The sequence below is a fragment of the Nocardia altamirensis NBRC 108246 genome, assembly GCF_001612685.1.
GTDB classification, from domain to species: domain Bacteria; phylum Actinomycetota; class Actinomycetes; order Mycobacteriales; family Mycobacteriaceae; genus Nocardia; species Nocardia altamirensis.
Genome location: NZ_BDAY01000008.1, coordinates 41,896 through 60,754, shown reverse-complemented (window position 1 = coordinate 60,754; position 18,859 = coordinate 41,896). Strand labels below are relative to the sequence as shown.

Here is an 18,859-nt window from a genome sequence, read left to right as displayed (position 1 = left end):
CGGTGTCCGGCGAAGCGCACCCGCGGCGGGTGGTCATCACCGCGGCCGAGATGGTGACTCCGCTCGGCTGGGACGCCGAGACAACCTTCCGTGGCTTCGTCGACGGCCGCTCCGGGATTCGCACGATCTCCCGATTCGACGCGTCCGGGCTCGGCTCGCAGGTGGCCGGTGAGGTCGAGGACGGGTTCCTCGCGGCGGCGGCAGCGGCCGGATATCTGGCGGACGCCGAGAAATTGGCAGGCGCGGCGCCCAGGGTGGTCCAACTCGGACTTGCCGCGGGTACCGCCGCGGTACATCGGGCTGGGCTGACCGACACGCCCGCCGAGCGGTTCGGGGTGTGTGTCGGCACGTCCGGTCAGATGTACGACATCGGCGCGCTGGACGGGCTCCTGCACACCAGACAACTCACCACGGGCGCGGGCGGCCCTGGCCGGGAGTTCGTCGGAATGCTTGCCGCGCAACGCCATACCCTGCGCAAGAACGCACCGGCGGCGACGCTCGCCAACGCATGCGGCGCCGCAGGGCCGACCATGACGGTGTCGGCGACGTGTGCGTCGGGCACCCAGGCGATCGGCGAGGCGACCCTGTGGATCCGCGAGGGCGACGCCGAGGTGGTGCTCGCAGGCGGCTGCGATTCGCTGCTCAGTTTCCTCGGCATCTCGTCGTTCGATCTGCTCACCGCGCTGGCCACCCGGTTCAACGACCGGCCTGCGGCGGCCAGCCGTCCGTTCGACCGCCGACGCTGTGGCTTCGTGATGAGCGAGGGCGCCGCGTTCGTCGTCCTGGAGGAGCTCGAACACGCCCTCCGCCGTGGCGCCCAACCGCTGGCCGAGGTGGCCGGGTACGGCACCTCCTGCGATGCCTACCGGATCACCGACAGCCCGCCGCACGGTGAGGGCGCCGTATTGGCGATGTCGGGTGCCCTCATCGACGGCGGCTTGCGCGCCGAGGACATCGACTACATCAGCGCGCACGGCACCTCGACGCTGATCAACGATCGGGCCGAAACCCGGGCTGTGCACAAGGTTTTCGGCGATCGAGCAACCTCGATTCCGATCAGCTCGCAGAAGTCCATGATCGGTCATTCGATCGCCGCCGCAGGCGCGATCGAATGCGTCACCTGCCTGCACGTGCTCCGCACCGGACTGGTGCCGCCGACCATCAACTACGAATTCCCCGATCCGGACTGCGATCTGGACTACGTGCCGAATGTCGCTCGTGCGCAGCAGGTTCAGGTCGCGATGAGCAATTCATTCGGCTTCGGCGGCCAGAACGCGAGCATCGTGCTGCGCCGCTGGCCGGGCCCGGCGGACGGCAACGGTCATGCGTGACCGCGTGGTGGTGACCGGCGTCGGCGCGGTGTCCGCGCTGGGCAACGATCCGCGCAGCCAGTGGAAAGCACTGCTGCGCGGCGCATCCGGTGTCACATCGCTGCAGGATCTCGCCGAAAACCTCACCCTGCGCGGCGACGCAGACCGGCCGCTGGCCGCAGGACGGGTACGCGGCATCGACCCTCGGGAGTGGATCACCGACCGCAAAGCCGCCCGCGCGATGCGCCTGCACACGCACATGGCGTTCGCCGCGACCGGACAGGCCTTGGCCTGCGCCGAGCTCGACCGCGACACCATCGACGCCGACGCGACCGGCATCACCCTCGGCGTCACGATGATCGACTACGACATCGCCGATCTCGAGCTCGCCGCACGCCGATCCATGGACGGGACAGGTGGATTCGACGTCGACCGGTTCTGCGGCACCGGGTGGCGCTCGATCTCCCCCATGGTGTCGATCGTGATGCTGAACAACGCGACGCTCTGCCAGATCGCCATGCAGTACGGCCTGCACGGACCGAATGCCTCGTTCAGCCCGTTCGGTGAAGCGGGCGGACAGGCCATCGGCGCCGCGCTGCGCATGCTGCAGGAGGGCGAGGCCGAGGTCATGCTCGCGGGCGGCGTCAGCCCCCGGCTGAATCTGTCTGCCCTGCAACGCATTCTCTACCTCGGCATCGTCGCGAAGACCACCGATCCGGCGGCCGTCTCGTGCCGACCGTTCGATCGTGACCGCACCGGAACCGTGCCCGGCGAAGGCGCGGCGATGCTCGTGTTGGAGACTCTCACGCACGCAAGGGCCAGGGGCGCACGCATTCTCGCCGAGGTGCTCGGCCACGGTGCCGCCCTCGGGGTGCCGGATCGCGAACCGTATCCGCCGCGTCGCGCTATCGAACGGTCCTTCGCCGCAGCGCTCGACGACGCCGCGGTGGCACCGGAGCGTCTCGCCTGTGTGTATGCCGATGCGCCGGGGCTGCCGTCGGGCGACAGCATCGAAGCGACCGCGATCAGCGCCGTGCTCGGCACGCACGCCAGCACAGTTCCCGTGACGTCCACCAAGGGCGCCACCGGCCATCCGCTGGCCGCGGCACTGCCGTTGCAGAGCGTTTTCGCCGTGCACACTCTCACCGAGCACTACGTCCCCCCGATCGCCAATCTCCGCAATCCCGAACCTGATTCAGACCTGGACCTGGTGCGCGGCGACCCGCGGCGGGTGCGGAACGGCGATACCGTCGCGTGCCTCGCCGCCGGGTTCCAGGGACAGAGCGAATGCGTCGTGTTCGGTGCCTACGAGGCGAAGGTGGCGTGATGCGTTTCCTGCTCTATGACCGGGTGCTCGAGGCGACCAAGGGCGAATCCATGGTCGCGGTCAAGCACGTCTCGCTCACCGAGGACCATCTCGGCGCCGGCTACGCGGGCCGCAGGCTGCTCAGCGGTTCGCTGCTGCTCGAATCGATGGCGCAGGTCGCGGGCTGGCTGGTGCATTACAGCACCGATTTCACCGTCTCCGCGTTCCTCTGCATCATCGATCGCGCCGAGATCGTCGGCGAACTCGCACCGGGCAAGGCGATGCGGGTCGAGACGCGGATGCTCAGCCTGAGCAAGCGCTGGGCCCAACTCAGCTGTGCGGCCTACGACGAGGCCACGCCGATCGCCCGCGTCGCGCGGTTCAACTATGTCCTGCAAGACATCACCGACCCCCGCGAGATCGCGGCCGAGGAGAACCGGTTCCGCTACTACTCCGGCTGGCCGCTCGAACGGATCAGGGCCGTACCGACCGAGCCGGTGATCTCGTGAATCGCGTCGTGGTCACCGGACTCGGCGCGGTCACCCCGATCGGGCTCGGCCACAAGCAATTCTGGGACAGCCTGGTCGCAGGCATCTCCGGCGAGGCGCCGATCACCCTGTTCGACGCGTCGTCGCTGCCGACCCGCATCGCCGCCGAGGTCGCCGACTTCGACGTCGACGAGTACTGGGACGGGCCGTTTCCGGCTGCGCTGCGCGACGACCGGCAGGCGCGCTTCGCACTCGCTGCCTGCGCCATGGCGCTCGCCGACAGCGGCCTGCGCCGGTCGGGCGAGCCGCTCGCGGCGGACACCGATCGGGTCGGGCTGGTACTCGGCGCGGGGCTCGGCTTGGTCCGGATGGGCGATATCGCCGGACATCTCGGCGCGGACGGACGGTTCCGCCTGCCGATCCCGCTGGCCGATCGGGCGACGATCGATCCGGTATCGCTGATCCGTGACCCACAGGACCTGGTGATCGGCTTGCTGGCCGGTCATCTCGGCGTCGCGGGCCCGACCACCCTGATCACCTCGGCCTGCGCGGCAGGTGCGCACGCCATCGGCACCGCGTTCCGTCAGCTTCGCCGCGGCAACCTCGACGTCGTGCTGTGCGGCGCAATGGATTCCATGATCAACCCGCTCGGCATGGCCGGGCTGGTCGCGCTCGGCGCACCGTCCTTCGACAACCTTCCCGGCCGCACCGGCAGGCCGTTCGATGCCACCCGAACGGGTTTCGTCGTCGGCGAGGGCGCTGGCATGGTCGTGTTAGAGACCGAGGCACATGCCCGCCGCCGATCGGCCCCCTGGTATGCCGAGGTCGCCGGATTCGGCAGATCGCTTGACGCACACCGGTTCACCGAGCCGCATCCAGCCGGCGCAGGCGCGGCGCTGGCGATGCGCTCGGCCATGGCCGACGCGGACGTGCGCCCGGCGCAGGTCGGGCTCGTCAACGCGCACGGCACCGCCACGCTGCTCAACGACCGGGTAGAGACCATTGCGATCAAACACGTCTTCGGCAGCGCTGCGGCACAACTCGCGATCACCGCGAACAAGTCGATGACCGGCCATCTCATCGCCGCCTGCGGCGCAGTGGAATTCATCAGCACCGTGCTCAGCGTGCGCACCGGCACCGTGCCCCCGACGGTCAACTATCGCCATCGCGACGCCGAATGCGATCTCGACTACGTACCGGGCACCGCGCGGCAGGTGCCGGTCGAGGTGGCGCTGACCAATTCGTTCGGCCTCGGCGGACAGAACGGCACCCTGGTGGTGCGCCGCGCCGCCGACGACGCGATGACACCAGTCTGAGGATGGCGCATATGCACGTACTACTCGTGAACCCCGACGTCCGGGACAAGAGCGTGATCTACGGCAACCGCATGCTCAACCCGGTTCCGGTCAACCTCGCCTATCGCGCGGCCATGACCTCGGTCGAGCATCAGGTGACGGTGGTCGACGAGAACTCCACGCCCATCACCGATTTCACTCGCTTCGCCGGCGTCGACCTGGTGGCCGTCACCTCGAAGTTCTTCGGCGAGCGCCGAACCGGTGAATTGGTGCGCGGCTTCAGCGCATTGGGCATACCGGTGGTGATCGACGGCTACTTCCCCAGCTACGACCCCGAGGCAGGCCACATCGGCGCCGCCTCGGTGATCCGCGGCGAGGTCGAGCGGGTGTGGCCGCAGGTGCTCGATGACGCGAGCAGCGGCCGCCTGCTCCCCCAATACCTCGGCGGCCCCGTGGATCTGGCGACGTTGCCGCAGTACGGTCCCGCACATCTGCCGCCGCACGACTACGTGTTTCCGGTCGAAGCCACCAGGGGTTGCCCGTTCTCGTGCAACTTCTGCATCGAGACCCGCTACCACCACGAGGCGTTCCGCACCCGCCCGATCGAGCACGTGCTCGCCCAGATCGACGCGCGCACCGGCAATTTCGTCCAGTTCTCGGACATCAACATCGTGGGCAATCCGCGTTATGCGCGGACCTTGTTCGCCGAGCTGGAGCCGAGGCAACTGCTGTGGGGCAGTCAGGCGACGATCACCATCGCCCAGCGCCCGGCGCTGGCCGAGGCGGCCGGGCGCGCGGGCTGCATGCTCGTCTTCCTCGGCTTGGAGTCGGTGCGCCCGGAGAACCTGATCTCCTCGGACAAGGGCTGGAGCCGTCCGACCGACTACCGCATGCTCATCGGCCGCCTGCACGATGCGGGCATCGGGGTCATCGGATCGTTCGTCTTCGGCTTCGCGGGCGATACGCCGGACGTGTTCGAGCGGACGTTGGAGTTCGTGGTCGAGAACGAGATCGAGATCTGCCATTTCAATCCGCTCGGCAGCGGTCCCGGCGTGCCGTTGTACGCCGAGCATCTGCGCGAGGGTCGCATGGTCGATCCCGGCCCCGGCGGACCCTCGCATCTGCGCGCCTCGGTGGCTCCGGTGTCGATGACCGTCGGTCAGCTCGAAGAAGGTCTCGAATACCTGTACACCAGAGCCTATTCCCGCGAGATCACCCGGCAGCGGCTGCGCCGCTATCGCCTGAACACCCCGCTGCCCGGCCCGCAGTCCGCGGCGAAGAAGCGAGCCGTCATCGGCCTGAACCTGGCCTACCGGCGCGCCGTCGAGCGGCACTACGGTGCGACCGTCAGCGTGGCAGGCTCCCCGCACGACGCGGAGCAGCTCTCGTGACCCCGGCCGTAGCGACATCGTTTCTGCTGCCCGCGATCTCGGGCAGCACCGGGATGACGGCGGGCGTCGACATCGCCGCGGTCGGCCGGGTGCGCACGTTGCTCGCCGCGGGCACGGCGTTCGCCGATCAGGTCTTCCGACCCGACGAGATCGCCTACTGCACCGGATTCCGCGATCCCGCACCGCATTTCGCCGCACGGTTCAGCGCCAAGGAGGCCACGCTGAAGGCCTTGCACGTCGGCCTCGGCGTGCCACCCGCGACCAGGCGCCTGCGCGATATCGAGGTCTGCCGGTCCACCGGAGCACCACGGTTGCTGCTGCACCACCGCATGATGGCGCTCGCACGGCGGCTCGGCATCACCGGCGCCGCAGTGTCGCTGAGCCACGACGGTGACTACGCCGTCGCCTATGTACTGCTGGCCGGGGCGGTGCACCGATGAACCGGCTCAGTGATTCCGTCGCCCTCGTGACCGGTGCCGCAGGCGTGTTCGGCACGGCCATCGCCACGCGCTACGCCGAAGAAGGCGCCGCGCTGATCCTCACCGATCTCGACGAGACCCGGCTGCAGGCCACCGCCAAGGCGGTCGAAGCCGTTGCCGCCGTGCCGATTTCCACCTTCGTCGCCGACCTGACCGCACCGGACCAGGTGGCCGCGCTGTTCGAGCACACCGACGAAACCTTCGGCAAGATCGACGTACTGATCAACAACGCGGGCGGTGCACTGCGCTCGCCGCTGGTCTTCCACACCGACGCCGACTGGCACCGGATGCTCCGGACCAACCTCGACACCGTCTTCTATTGCAGCAGGCAGGCAGTGCGCCGGATGCTGCCCCGGCGCAGCGGCCGGATCATCACCGTGTCCTCGGCGCTCGGATTGACCGGCGGCGCAGACGAAGTCGCGTACGCGACCGCGAAGGCCGCGGTCATCGGCTTCACCCGCAGCGTCGCGCAGGAGGTCGGGCGCCGCGGCATCTGTGTCAACGCGATCTGCCCGACGCTCGCCGACAGCGGCGTCAGCCGGGAGTATTTCGGCGGCTTCGACGTCGACATCCGCGCGGTCGCAGGCTATCTCGCGCGACGGGCGGCCATGCCGCGCCCGATTGCGCCCGACGACGTCGCCGATATCGCGGTCTTTCTCGGCGCACGAGCCAGTGCATACCTCAATGGGCAGGCCATTCTGGTCGGCGGAGTGGGATAGGAGTTCGGCGTGCGGTTCCTCATGGTTGACGCGATCACCGATTTGGACGGCGGACGTAGGGCCGTCGGTGTGAAGAATGCCGCGATGAGCGAAGACTACTTCGCCGATCACTTTCCGCAGCAGCCGATTCTGCCCGGCGTGCTCGTGCTGGAGGCGATGACCCAACTCGCGCGCTGGCTGGTCGTCATCGGCAGCGAGTTCCAGACGACCGTTGTACTCAGCGCGGTACAGCACAGCAAGTTCATCGACTTCGCCGTGCCGGGCGATCGGCTCACCGTCGAAGTGGACAACGTCGACGGCGGCACCGTGCCGGTCCCGGGGACCGAGCTGGAGTTCCGCGGCACGGCGCAGGCACACGGCCGCAAAATCGCGACCGCGACCTTCCGCTGCCGGAGTTATCCGCTGGCCGAATTCGAGGATCCCGAGGCCACCCGTCGGCACTATCAGGTCCTGCTGCTCAACGGGTCGAAGGTGAACGGGCAATGAGGCGCAGAGTGGCCGTCGTCGGCGCCGGTGTGCTGTCGTGCCTCGGCAGCGACTATCGCCGACAGTGGCAGCGAATCCTGGCCGCCGAGACCGGCTTACGGCGTCGTGACGACGACTCTGCGCCGGAGCTGGGCTATTTCGGCGCGGTCGATGACGCCGAGCACCCGATCGCCGCCACCGATCGCAAGCATCTCAAACGACTCACCAGGGCCTCCCGGCTCGGTGTGTTCGCGGCGGATCTGGCGGTGGCCGACGCGGGGCCGGTCTTCCGTGCGGCCGCGGCGCCGCGGCGCGGCATCTACATCGGTTCCAACGAAAACGAGGACGAGAAGAACTATCTCGAGCGATTCGCGCCGGTGCTGGCCACCGCGCGCCGCTCGGATGGCACGCTCGACTACCTCCAGCTCGGCCAGGCCGCGCTGCGCCGGGCCAAGCCGGACTTCCTGCTCTCCGGTCTGCCCAATGCCGCGCTCTGCCAGATCACCATCCGCCACGAGATCTGCGGCGCGAACAGCACGCTGGTCGACGGATCGGCGATGGGTCTTTGCGCCGTCGGCCGGGCCTTCCGCGCCGTGCGCGACGGTCGCGTCGACGTCGCCGTCTGCGGCGGAACCGACGCGGGCGCCGACGAATTCGCGCGGCTCGCGCTGCACGAGTTCGGGTTGACCTCCGCCTGTCGCGACGGCGTTCGCTCGGTCCGGCCGTACGACCTGCACCGCGACGGATACGTCTGCGCCGAGGGCGCGGCCGCGCTCGTGCTCGCCGATCTCGACCTGGCGCGGGCCAACGACGCGAACGTCTTGGCCGAGATCGTCGGCTTCGGCGCCGCCACCGATCGCGGTCGGCCGCTCGCCCCCGATCCCGAGGGCAGCGGCGTCCGCGACGCGATCGCGCGCGCGATCGCCGATGCCGACGTCGATCCCCGCCAGGTCGGCTACGTCTACGGACACGGTGACGCCACCGCGGACGGCGATCGTTCCGAACTGCGCGGCATCGCGGAAACCCTGGCGCGGCAACGCCGGACGCGGCTCACCGGCACCAAAGCCGCGACCGGGCACATGGGCCCGGCCACCGATGTCGCCGAGTCGGCCTTCGCCTGCCTGAGCATCCGCGACGGCGTCGTCCCGCCGACGCTCAATCTCGGTGTGCCCGACAACTGTGCGCGCGAGGTCGAGATCGTCGACAGGCCGTCGGCGCTCGACGCACCGTATCTACTCACGCTCAGCCGCAACGTGGACGGGCCCGAGGTCGCCGCGCTGGTCATCGGCGCGGCGTGAGATCGACAGAAAGGCAACGGGTATGACAGCGGATCTGGCAGGGCGCACCGTCCTGGTCACCGGCGGTTCCCGAGGCATCGGCCGGGCGATCGCACTGGAGTTCGCCGACCGCGGTTCGGACGTGATCCTCACCTACTGGCGCAGACGATCCGCGGCCCGCGAGGTGGTGACCGAGATCGAACGCAAGGGCAGGCGCGCGCTCGCCCTTCGCGTCGATGTCGGCGAAAGAGACCAGCTGAAAAAGCTTTTCGTGGATATCGCCGAGCAGTGGGGCGCACTGGACTTCTACATCAACAACGCCGCGTCGGCGATCATGAAACCGCTGTTCGCCCTGGAGACCCCGCACTGGCGCTACACCCTCGACACCAACATCACCGCGGCGTTGTTCGGCTGCCGCGCGGCCTACGAGCTGATGCCGGAGGGGCGCGGCGCCATCGTGCTGCTGTCGAGTATGGGCAGCCGCCGCTACCTCCCCAGCTACGGCGGCATGGGGGTGTGCAAGGCCGCCATCGAATCGATGGGTCGTTATCTGGCAGTCGAGCTCGCGCCGGGAGTCAACGTCAACACGGTCTGTGGCGGGCTCATCGAGACCGAATCCGTTCGCGCGCTTGCCGGCGCGGACGAGTGGATGCGCCAGGTCGCCGAGGTCGGTCCGATGAAGCGGATCGGCAGGCCCGAGGACCTCGCCAAGGTGGTCGCGTTCCTGTGCACCGACGACGCGAGCTGGATCAGGGGCCAGACCATCACCGCCGACGGCGGCGCGTCGCTGACGTCATGAGAACAAACGATTAGGAGAAGCTCTCGTGCGCACCGTGATCGAGGAGACCCGCGGCATCTACGACCTGACCCACCGTCAGATCACGCTCACCCCGTCCGGGCAGGCCATGATGGCCTATCTCTGGCGGAACTGGGGCGGCTATGTCGGCCAGCTGAGCTGGACGACCAGGGACCAACTGCGCGAGATCGTGCGCGCCGCGGGGTTGGCGCCGGGGCAGAGCGCGCTCGATCTCTGTTGCGGCACCGGCGGAATCGCGCGCTACCTGGCCGCGACCACCGGCGCGACGTTCACCGGCCTCGACTACTCCGAGCCCGCGATCGACATCGCCCGGCGGGTCACCACCGAGCCGCCGATCCGTTTCGACAACGGCGATGCTCGTGACCTGCCCTATCCTGCCGCGACATTCGACGCCGTGCTCAGCATTGACAGCCTCGTCATCGTGCCGGACCGGCACCGGGTTCTCACCGAATGTGCGCGGGTGCTCAAACCCGGTGGCCGCCTTGCCTTCACCGATGAGGTGCTCACCGGCCCGTTCCCGCGCGACCCGGACACGCTGCGGGCGTTGACCGTTTACGGTCGCTTGTTCGCACAAACACCCGCAGGGTATCGACGTCTGCTCGCGCACGCCGGATTCGTCGACATCGAGGTGCAGGACAGCACCGCGATGTTCGTCGCGATCAACCGGCGCTGGGCCGAGTCCTATCGGATCTTCGAGACCCAAGGGCGAGAGGTGCTCGGCGACAAACTCTTCGACGACGGCCTTGCCTTCTTCGAGACGCTCGGCGAGCAGGGAGCGGCGGGCAGGCTCGGCCAGGTCCGCGTCCACGCCACCCGCGGACCGGCGTAGCCGATGGCGCACTCCCCGGGCCGCGAACACCGCACCGCAACACTGCCTACGGAGACCGCGCTGGCTGTGCTGCACGATGTTTCGAAAACGTTCGGCAGCGGCGGCACCGCGGTGCACGCGCTCGCGGCGTGCGATCTGACCATCGCCGCCGGCGAACTGGTCGTGGTGCTCGGGCCGTCGGGATCCGGCAAGACGACACTGCTCAACGTGCTCGGCGGCATCGAGACGCCGACCTCCGGTGCGATCACCATCGACGGCCGCGCGCTCACCGGCCTCGACGCGAAGGGGATGTCGGCGCTGCGCCGGGAATCGCTCGGCTTCGTCTACCAATTCTTCGGTCTCGTGCCGACACTCACGGCCGCGGAGAACATCGCGGTCCTCGCCGAATTGACCGGTGGCTCGGTCGCGGCCCGGGTGCATCAGGTGCTGTCAGAGGTGGGCCTCGCCGACTACGCGGACCGTTTTCCGGCGCAGCTCTCCGGCGGGCAGCAGCAGCGGGTCGCCATCGCACGGGCACTGGTGAACCGGCCACGACTGCTGCTGTGCGACGAGCCAACGGGCGCACTCGATCTCGACACCGGTCGCACCGTGCTCACCCTCCTGCAAGAGCTGTGCCACCGCGACGGTCGTGCCGTCGTGCTCGTCACGCACAACCACGCGATCGCCGCCATCGCCGACCGTGTGCTGCGCATGCGCTCCGGGCATATCGTCGAGGCGATCCGCCAGGATGCGCCGTTGGCCGCGAACGAGGTCTCCTGGTGACCTGGCATCCGACGCTGCGCCGGAAACTGGTGCGCGACATCCGCACCCAGTGGCCGCAATTCGCCGCGCAGACGCTGATCATCGTGCTCGGCGTCGCCCTGTTCACGGCCGCCTACGGCGCGTACCGAAATCTCAACGCCTCCTACAGCGGAACGTTCGAGACGGAGCGCTTCGCCGATGTCTGGGTGACCGGCGGCGCGGCAACAGCTCTCGCGGCCGAGGCGCGGACCGTGCCAGGCGTCGCCGACGCCATCGTGCGCAGGCAGGCGGATCTGCCGCTGCGCGTCGGCGCGGACAAACTGCGCGGCCGGGTCGTCGGCCTGCCCGCCGACCGGCCGCCCACCGTCAACGCGCCGACCATCCTGTCCGGGCACTATCCTGCCGCGAACGAAGTGCTGGTCGAACACCACATCGCCGAGCACTTCGGGTTGCGCAGTGGCGCAACGCTCTCGGTGCTCGGTGCCGACGGCTGGCGCGAGGTCTCGGTCGCGGGCGTCGCCTCCTCGGCCGAGTATCTCTGGCCCGCGCGTAGCCGCCGGGACATGTTTCCGCTGCCCGACAACTTCGGCGTGCTGTTCGCGGCGGAGCCGTTGGCCACCGCACTGGCGCCGGAGAGCACCGAACAGGCATTGATCCGATTCGCCGAACCGCCCAGCGCCGCAACGGCGGACCGGATCAAGGACCTGGCCGCCGCGCACGGTGCTGAGGAGGTGGTCAGCAGGGCCGACCAACCCTCGAATTGGCTGCTGCGCATGGACATCAACGCCTTCGGCGAGCTTTCCTACCTGTTCCCGCTGTTGTTCTTGAGCGTCGCCGGGCTGGTCGCCTATGTGCTGCTGCACCGGAGGGTGTGCGCCGAGCGTCCGGTCATCGGCGTGCTCTTGGCGGGCGGGGTCGGTCGCACGACGCTGTTGTGGCACTACCTGCAGTACGGGATAGCGACGGGACTGGCCGGTGCGCTCGGCGGAATCCTGCTGGGGCTGGCCGGATCCGGCGCGCTGACCAGTGTCTACCTCCGGGCGATCGACCTGCCCGCCTCGGCGGCGGTCGTCGAGGTGCTGCCGACAACCCTGCTCGGCGGAGTGGCTTTCGGCGTCGCGGCAGGAGCACTCGGCGCGCTGGCTCCGGCGCTGCTCGCGTTTCGCACCCCACCTGCGACGGCGATGCGCGGCGCCACACCGTCGGGTGCCAGCCGAATCAGCTTGCCGGAGCGGCTGATTCCGATGCTGCGCCGCCTCCCGGCACGCTGGCTGCTCGTCCTCCGCAATATCGGCCGCAGTCCACGACGGACCTGGAGCACAGTGCTCGGCACCGCGCTGTCGCTGCTGGTCATCCTCACCTCGTGGACGATGCTCGACACCATGACCACGGCGCTGGACGTGTCCTTCCATCAGGTGCAAACCGCCGACGCGCGAGTCGATTTCACCACTCCGGTCGATCAGCGCCGCCTGGCCGAGCTGACCGCCGCCGAAGGTGTCACAGCCGCCGAGCCGATGGTGCAGCTTCCGGTCACCCTGAGTTCGGGCGGTAATTCCTATTCGACCGTGCTGATCGCGCTGCCGAGAGACACCACGATGCACGGACTGCGTCCCGTCGCAGGCTCGCCCGCGGTCCGTCCGGCGAACGGCATCCTGGTCGGCAAGGGCATCCGGCCGCTGCTGCACGTCGATCTCGGCGCCACCGTCGAGGTGAATGTATCCGGCGCACAGGCTGTTCAGGTGCCGATCGCCGGTGTGCTCGACGAGCCGATCGGCACCTTCGCCTACTGCACCATCGAACAACTCGATGCGCTGGCCGGCGCGCCCGTTCCGGTCAACTCCGCACTGCTTCGCCTCGCGCCGGGCACCGATCCGGACCAGATCCGGCGCGTGCTGTCGGATCGCCCCGGCATCGCGGCCTACGAGGATCTCGACGAGGTGAACCGGCTCATCGACCGCTACGCCGGATTCTTCTTCGTGTTCATCGGCGTGATGCTGGCGCTCGGCGGGTTGATGGCCTTCGCGATCATCTTCACCACGATGTCGATCAACATTGTCGAGCGGCGGCGCGAGGTGGGTGTGCTGCGGGCGGGCGGCATGCCGCCTGGCATGGTCGCGCGGCTGATCACCGGCGAGAACTTGCTGATGACCATGCTCGGTGTGGCACCGGGCCTGGTGCTCGGCGTCCTCGGTGGCCGCAGCTTCCTCGACACCTACCGCAACGACCAATTCCAGCTGGATCTGGTCGTCCGGCCGGGCACGCTCGGCATCGCGGCGCTCGCCGTCGTGTGCGTCGCGACCGTGTCGCTGCTCCCTGGGCTGCGTGCCGTCCGCACCCTCGACCTCGCCGCGATCCTGCGCGAACGGTCCGATTGACGCGGAAGGACATGCGCTGATGAACCATTCCGCCTTCGTCACCGGTGGCAACCGCGGCATCGGCCTGGCCATCGCCCGCGAACTCGCGCGCGGCGGCAAAGCGGTGGCGGTGACGACACGCAAGGGTGCGCCGCCCGACGGATTGTTCGGCGTGCCATGCGATGTCACCGACGAGCGGCAGGTCGACGCCGCCTTCGCCATGGTCGAGCAGGAATTGGGCCCGGTCGACGTCCTGATCGCGAACGCGGGCATCACCAAGGACGTGCTGCTCGCGGCGATGACCGAGGACGACTTCGCGTCCGTGGTCGACACCAACCTGGTCGGCACCTTCCGGGTGATCAACCGGGCCGCGCGGACCATGATCCGGCAGCGGCGCGGCCGGATCATCCTGGTGTCGTCGGTGACGGCGCTGCTCGGTTCGGCGGGGCAGACGAATTACGCGGCGTCCAAGGCGGGCATGATCGGGCTGGCGCGGTCCCTGGTGCGCGAGCTCGGCTCCCGCAACATCACTGTCAATGTGGTCGCGCCCGGGTTCGTCGACACGGACATGACCGCGTCGCTGACCCCGAAGTGGCGCGCGGAGGTCACCAAGAAGATCCCGCTCGGCCGGATCGCCGATGCCGCCGAGATCGCCAGGGTCGTGGCGTTTCTCGCCGGCGACGACGCTGCCTACATCACCGGCGCGGTGATCCCGGTCGACGGCGGGCTCGGCATGGGCCACTGACGGGCTCGGCGCACCTCGACGCTCTGTTGCGGCCCGCGGGCGTGTCCGTTGCTCGCGCTGTCGTCGAGCAGCGCGATCAACCCGGTTTCATAGGCCACCGCGACGGCTTGTCCGCGGGTGCCGACCGATAACTTCTGCAGCACGTGGTGTACGTGGCTGCGCACTGTGGTCGCCGAAACCGAAAGCTGCCGTGCGATTTCCGCGTTGGACCGGCCGTGCGCGAGCAGCCCGAGCACCTCGGCCTCGCGCCGGGTCAGGCTCCCGGCCACCTGCATATCCGAGTTGCGCGCGACCGCGGGCGCCACGACATGGTCGAGCCCGCCGACGATCTGGGGCGGCACCACGAGCCGATTGCCGACCGCGACCACCCGGATGGCGCACAGCAGCTCGAACGGCGAGCAGCCCGAGGACAATAGTGCACGCACGCCTGCCCGAACGAGTTTGACGGCGCGTGCGACATCCTCCTCGGTCAAGACCATGATTACTTTCGAGGCAGCGACAATCTCGGCGAGGCGATGTTTTCCTTCGATCGCACCGACGAGCAATACCACGTCGGGTGCGTGCGCTTTGACGGCGCCGAGCAGACTGTGGCCGCCCGAAACATCGTCCACCACATCAATATCCGGCTCGCGATCGAATTGCGCGCACAGACCTCTGCGCATGAGCGGACTATCGGCACAGACCACGACGCGGATGACGACCTGTTTATACGCCGCAGCGCCCGGAGGACGACACTCGTTCACCGTCGGAATGGGGACGAGTGGCACAATTGTGTCGCACGATTGCCGAGCACGGAGATCCGCTGGCCCGTTTCCATTGCGTGACACGACATCTCACGCTCCCATCATTAACCAGCGAACGCAAACCAGGGTAGCACGCTACCGTTCGGACACCGCTTTGTTTCAGCGACGAAACAATGTACAAATCAACGATTCTTCCTGTGCACATTGCTGATTCATGGCGGCCGATAATCAATTCGCAACGCGTCCCTTTCGATCACCGTATGCCTCACGCATCCGCAGCACGGTCGCAGCAATTTCCCGGCCTACGGTGCCTACTAATGCGGCGAGCGTGGTGCGGTCGACGGTCCATCGCGGCATTCGTTCCAGGAATTTACCGACTTCGGCCATGACCGCGATCAACTCGGCGGAGCCGTCACCGGCCACGCTCGGCACGATCCGCATTTGCAAAGTAATTGCGCCGCATTGCTTTACGATCAGCCGCGCGATCACCGCCTCGGCATAGTTCTGCACCGAAGGCCGCGGCCGCGCACCGATCGCCCGCGGCGAAAGCACCAGCCGACCGAGCAGTCCGACTCGCCGATAGCCCGCGAACAACGGTGCGCGCGAGGCGCGTTGCAGCATGGCCTCCATCGCCTCCGCTACCTGCGCGGCGTCGCGCCTGGCCGGCTCGGCCGCTTCGATCGCCGCAAGAGCCAAAGCGGCCGCCATGTCGTTGCGGTAGTGCGCGCGCAACCAGTTCGCCGTGTCCGGCGCCGTGCGCGTCAGCGTGGCGAAGACATCGGCCGAGAGCATGGCGGCGCCGATCGGCACGAGTGCGTCACTCAGCCCTTTGGACAAGGCGACCAGATCGGGCCGGAACCCGCGACCGGTGCTCGCCAGGAAATGGTCGAGATCGCACCGCCAGAAGCCGGTGAATATCTCGTCGACGCCGACCAGGAACCCGGCGGACGCACGCCGAAGTTCGATCTCGTCGAGGACGGCCTCCGGTATCTCGCGACAGTCGTAGCCCTGCACGATCTCCAACCAGACCAGGGCGATATCGTCGCGGCGCAGCGCCGCCCGCACCCCGGCGATGTCCTCGGGATCGACCTCGATCACCTCGACCGGGTACGGGCTGAAGGCATGCTCGTCTCGGTCGCGGAAGAACGAACTGGTCCTGCTCAAGGCCAGCGAAATTGGGCCTTTGCCCGAATAGTTGCCACGTAACGTGAGCACTGCACCGCGGCCCGGCCTGCAACACAGCGCGGCGAGGACGGCGAGATCGACAGCACTCTGCCCGCTCACCGCGGGAAGCATGAACGGCAAACCGGTGAGCTGCGCGAGCTTGCTTTCCAGGCGCGCATTGTCGTCGCCCGCGCTGCCTGCCGTCCGGATCACCTCGACCGATTGCACGTTGTGTCCGCGGAACGCGGGACCGGTGCCGGAAGCAAGGTCGACATAGGACTTTTCGCCGCGACGATAGGTGACGCCCTCGGCGCGATCGAACGTCGTATTGATGGCCGCGAGATCGATCGCTCTGGTCTGCCACGTATTGCTGTGCATGCGCAGCCGGGCGCTACGGGTGAGCCTGCCCCGCCGCATCCGTTCGATCGCCGCACGTTCGTGCCGGTCCGTCGGCCGCCAGCGCGTCAAGGTCTCACACAGCATGTGCATGGCGAGCCCGTTGCCGCCGAACGTCGACACGTGCGCGATGCTGTCCATCGTGTTGTTCCACAGCGCGAACATTTCTCGCGTGAACGAGACAGTGCCACACGGCATCTCGTTGTCCACACAGACCTCACCCAAGAACACGATATCGGCGGAGGCCACCGAGGCACGCAACGGTGCCAGTGCGTCGACGTCACCGAGCAGGCCGAAGGCCACCGGGCAATCGCTCGCGCGCATCGCCTCGAGCGCAGTGCGCACCGGCGCCAGCTGATCATCGGTGAGGCCGTCGACGACGACCACATAGGCATTCCAGCCCGCGCCGCAGAGGCCGAGGAACTCGCCGGGGGTGCCGACGATCGCCATGCCGTCGGTGACCGTGGCACGCAACCCTGGCACCGTATGCCCGAAGGCGTAGCGCGCGGTCCAGGTCGGGTCGAGCACCAGGATGCGGCACATCCCCTCTGCGGCACCGCGATTGTGCCGGTTGCGCACGTACTTCGTCACAGTGCCGAGCGCCTCGACACCGGAGTTCACGAACACCGAATGCCATGCGGTGCCGGTGGAATCGCCGCGACTGAGCAGCCGGTGCAGCAGGTATGCGGCCACCGCGCCCTCCGGCGGGACGTAGGTGCTCGCCAAGACCATGTTCGGCGACCGGGCGGCAACCCGTTCAGCCAATATCGCGCGTGCCCGGTCGTGCCGACCGCGAAAAGCGGTCGCTCTGTGTTGCCGCGACTCTCGTGAGCCTTCCGGAGCTACACCGGTGGACATTGCCACGCTCCTTGCCGAACTCACCAGAGGTACCAGCGGTTCATCGACGAAGCCACCCATCCACTTATCGTGGATCTGACTGAGTGTCGTCAGAATAACGTCGCAAAAACCGGCGATCATCGGACGATTGATGAGCCGGGTATCAACGCTTGTCGGATAAGGACACACCACTGGTACGTTCGCGTACCCCACACTGCGCCAATGAGTTCGGCGACAAGTCGATATGGTGGCGCGCGGGAAGTGCACGGACGGCGAGACAAGGGGTGAGATGAACAGCGGATTCGATTCCGGCACTGTTGAACTGATGCGCGCCAATGAGCGGAATTGGGATGCACGCGCCCCGATCCACGCGGCCTCCCGGTTCTACGGCGCAGACGGCACGACGCCCGCGGAGTCGTGGTTCGCGCCGTTCGAATGGGACGACCTCGGCCCACTCGCCGACCGCGACCTGATCCGCGACGACGCCAGCGGATGGTGGCGGCTGCCGCCGACAGACACCCGCATCCCCTTGCTGTACGCCGTGGCAGCGACCAAATCGAACGGCTAGCGCTCATTCCTCCGACAGTGGTCTACGCAGTTCGGTGACTGCGATGCGGGCGGCCTCGGCGATCGCCGCGTCGACGACGGGTAGGTTCGGGTCGGCACGGGCGGCGCGGGTGAACACCGCGACCGCGACGGGGTATTCGCCTGGGAACTCCACCACCGCAACCTCATTGCGGATCACTCCGATGGTGCCGGTCTTCCCTGCGACGCGCACGGTGCTGTGCGGGAAGGCCGCGGCGATGCGGTGCGCCCAAACCTGTTTGCGCATCACTGATTTGACGAACTCGGTCTGCTCCGGCGACAGCACCGCGCCCGACCAGAGCGCCCGCAGGAACCGGGTCATCTCCTCCGGCGTCGACGCACTGGTGTACGACGGGTCGTAGGCCGACACCGACCAGGCGTCGTCGTTGTCGGCGAGTGCCGCGAAAGCCGCTGCGGTGCTGTGGGTGTCGGTGTCGCGGACCAGGCTGCGATGCTGGTCGGCGGTGCCGCCGACGACCCTGGTTTCGGCGAGGCCGAGTTCGTCGATCAGAGCGGCGACCGGGCCGAGCCCGACCTGACCGAGCAGCACATCGGCGGCGGCATTGTCCGAGACCGTCATCATCGACGTCGCCAGATCGCGCAGGCTCATGGTCACCGAATCGTGCAGTGCAGCAATGCCGGTCGGGCCCGGCGTGCAGTCGGACGGCAGGATCGTGAGCCGTTCGGTGGCGTCGATCCGTCCGGCGTCGACGTGCCTGCAGAACGCGACGAACAGCAGCAACTTGTACACCGACGCGGTGACCACCCGGTCCCGGCCGTCCACGGAGATCTCGGCGCCGGCGTCCGTGCAGCGACGCGCGTGCAGCCACCCGGTGCAGCCCGCATCGGCGAAGACCGCGCGAATGCGTTGCTCTGCGGCCCGCACGCCGGTCAGCCCATCCCCGAGCATCGCCCTTC

18 protein-coding genes are annotated in these 18,859 nt (G+C 68.2%); 15 read left to right on the top strand and 3 right to left on the bottom strand.

Annotation, left to right across the window (positions count from 1 at the left end; translation table 11 throughout):
- Nucleotides 1–2 precede the first annotated feature (2 nt).
- Genes NA11_RS04705 through fabG form a run of 14 tightly spaced genes read left to right on the top strand, consistent with a single transcriptional unit; the run spans nt 3 to nt 14,216 of the window.
- On the top strand, nt 3–1,331 hold the full coding sequence (locus NA11_RS04705; protein ID WP_084654148.1) for a beta-ketoacyl-[acyl-carrier-protein] synthase family protein: 1,329 nt from the start codon (nt 3–5) through the stop codon (nt 1,329–1,331).
- On the top strand, nt 1,324–2,637 hold the full coding sequence (locus NA11_RS04700) for a beta-ketoacyl-[acyl-carrier-protein] synthase family protein (RefSeq protein ID WP_069160498.1): 1,314 nt from the start codon (nt 1,324–1,326) through the stop codon (nt 2,635–2,637). Before NA11_RS04705 ends, NA11_RS04700 begins: the two co-directional genes overlap by 8 nt.
- Entirely contained in the window at nt 2,637–3,125 is a 489-nt protein-coding gene (locus tag NA11_RS04695; protein WP_069160497.1) for a hotdog family protein, read from the top strand. Before NA11_RS04700 ends, NA11_RS04695 begins: the two co-directional genes overlap by 1 nt.
- The gene (locus tag NA11_RS04690) at nt 3,122–4,420 is read left to right on the top strand and encodes a beta-ketoacyl-[acyl-carrier-protein] synthase family protein (protein ID WP_069160496.1); all 1,299 of its coding nucleotides are present in this window, start codon (nt 3,122–3,124) and stop codon (nt 4,418–4,420) included. The genes NA11_RS04695 and NA11_RS04690 overlap by 4 nt, the downstream gene beginning before the upstream one ends.
- An 11-nt stretch (nt 4,421–4,431) precedes the next feature.
- Nucleotides 4,432–5,790 (top strand): B12-binding domain-containing radical SAM protein, encoded by a 1,359-nt coding sequence (locus NA11_RS04685; protein ID WP_167837568.1) that lies wholly within the window; start codon nt 4,432–4,434, stop codon nt 5,788–5,790.
- On the top strand, nt 5,787–6,230 hold the full coding sequence (locus NA11_RS04680) for a holo-ACP synthase (protein WP_141717411.1): 444 nt from the start codon (nt 5,787–5,789) through the stop codon (nt 6,228–6,230). Before NA11_RS04685 ends, NA11_RS04680 begins: the two co-directional genes overlap by 4 nt.
- Nucleotides 6,227–6,988: an SDR family NAD(P)-dependent oxidoreductase gene (locus NA11_RS04675; RefSeq protein ID WP_069160493.1), complete on the top strand. Its 762-nt coding sequence runs from the start codon at nt 6,227–6,229 to the stop codon at nt 6,986–6,988. The genes NA11_RS04680 and NA11_RS04675 overlap by 4 nt, the downstream gene beginning before the upstream one ends.
- Before the next feature lie 9 nt (nt 6,989–6,997).
- Complete coding sequence (locus NA11_RS04670) at nt 6,998–7,474, top strand: 3-hydroxyacyl-ACP dehydratase FabZ family protein (protein ID WP_141717410.1); 477 nt, start codon at nt 6,998–7,000, stop codon at nt 7,472–7,474.
- A complete protein-coding gene (locus NA11_RS04665) occupies nt 7,471–8,751 on the top strand; it encodes a beta-ketoacyl-[acyl-carrier-protein] synthase family protein (RefSeq protein WP_084654144.1) in 1,281 nt (426 codons plus the stop codon). Before NA11_RS04670 ends, NA11_RS04665 begins: the two co-directional genes overlap by 4 nt.
- A 22-nt stretch (nt 8,752–8,773) precedes the next feature.
- Nucleotides 8,774–9,529: an SDR family oxidoreductase gene (locus tag NA11_RS04660; protein ID WP_069160490.1), complete on the top strand. Its 756-nt coding sequence runs from the start codon at nt 8,774–8,776 to the stop codon at nt 9,527–9,529.
- Nucleotides 9,530–9,554: 25 nt separating this feature from the next.
- A complete protein-coding gene (locus tag NA11_RS04655; RefSeq protein WP_069160489.1) occupies nt 9,555–10,376 on the top strand; it encodes a class I SAM-dependent methyltransferase in 822 nt (273 codons plus the stop codon).
- Between the two features lie 3 nt (nt 10,377–10,379).
- Nucleotides 10,380–11,138 carry an ABC transporter ATP-binding protein gene (locus tag NA11_RS04650; protein ID WP_084654142.1) on the top strand — a complete coding sequence of 253 codons (759 nt, stop codon included), beginning with the start codon at nt 10,380–10,382 and terminating at the stop codon, nt 11,136–11,138.
- Entirely contained in the window at nt 11,135–13,492 is a 2,358-nt protein-coding gene (locus NA11_RS04645; protein ID WP_069160488.1) for an ABC transporter permease, read from the top strand. The genes NA11_RS04650 and NA11_RS04645 overlap by 4 nt, the downstream gene beginning before the upstream one ends.
- 19 nt (nt 13,493–13,511) lie before the next feature.
- Nucleotides 13,512–14,216, top strand: coding sequence for a 3-oxoacyl-ACP reductase FabG (gene fabG / locus NA11_RS04640; RefSeq protein WP_069160487.1), 705 nt, complete (start codon nt 13,512–13,514; stop codon nt 14,214–14,216).
- On the opposite strand, the gene NA11_RS04635 is transcribed toward fabG, so the two are convergent.
- Both NA11_RS04635 and NA11_RS04630 read right to left on the bottom strand, forming a co-directional pair.
- Nucleotides 14,162–14,878, bottom strand: coding sequence for a response regulator transcription factor (locus NA11_RS04635; RefSeq protein ID WP_069160486.1), 717 nt, complete (start codon nt 14,876–14,878; stop codon nt 14,162–14,164). The genes fabG and NA11_RS04635 overlap by 55 nt on opposite strands.
- Nucleotides 14,879–15,187: 309 nt before the next feature.
- Nucleotides 15,188–17,377, bottom strand: coding sequence for an aminotransferase class III-fold pyridoxal phosphate-dependent enzyme (locus tag NA11_RS04630; RefSeq protein ID WP_167837567.1), 2,190 nt, complete (start codon nt 17,375–17,377; stop codon nt 15,188–15,190).
- A 268-nt stretch (nt 17,378–17,645) separates the two neighbouring features.
- On the opposite strand from NA11_RS04630, the gene NA11_RS46130 reads away from it, so the two are divergent.
- Entirely contained in the window at nt 17,646–17,924 is a 279-nt protein-coding gene (locus tag NA11_RS46130; RefSeq protein WP_174567657.1) for a hypothetical protein, read from the top strand.
- A 3-nt stretch (nt 17,925–17,927) separates the two neighbouring features.
- Here the strand turns inward: NA11_RS46130 and NA11_RS04620 are convergent, their stop codons facing one another.
- A complete protein-coding gene (locus NA11_RS04620; protein WP_069160483.1) occupies nt 17,928–18,851 on the bottom strand; it encodes a serine hydrolase in 924 nt (307 codons plus the stop codon).
- Nucleotides 18,852–18,859: the final 8 nt, after the last annotated feature.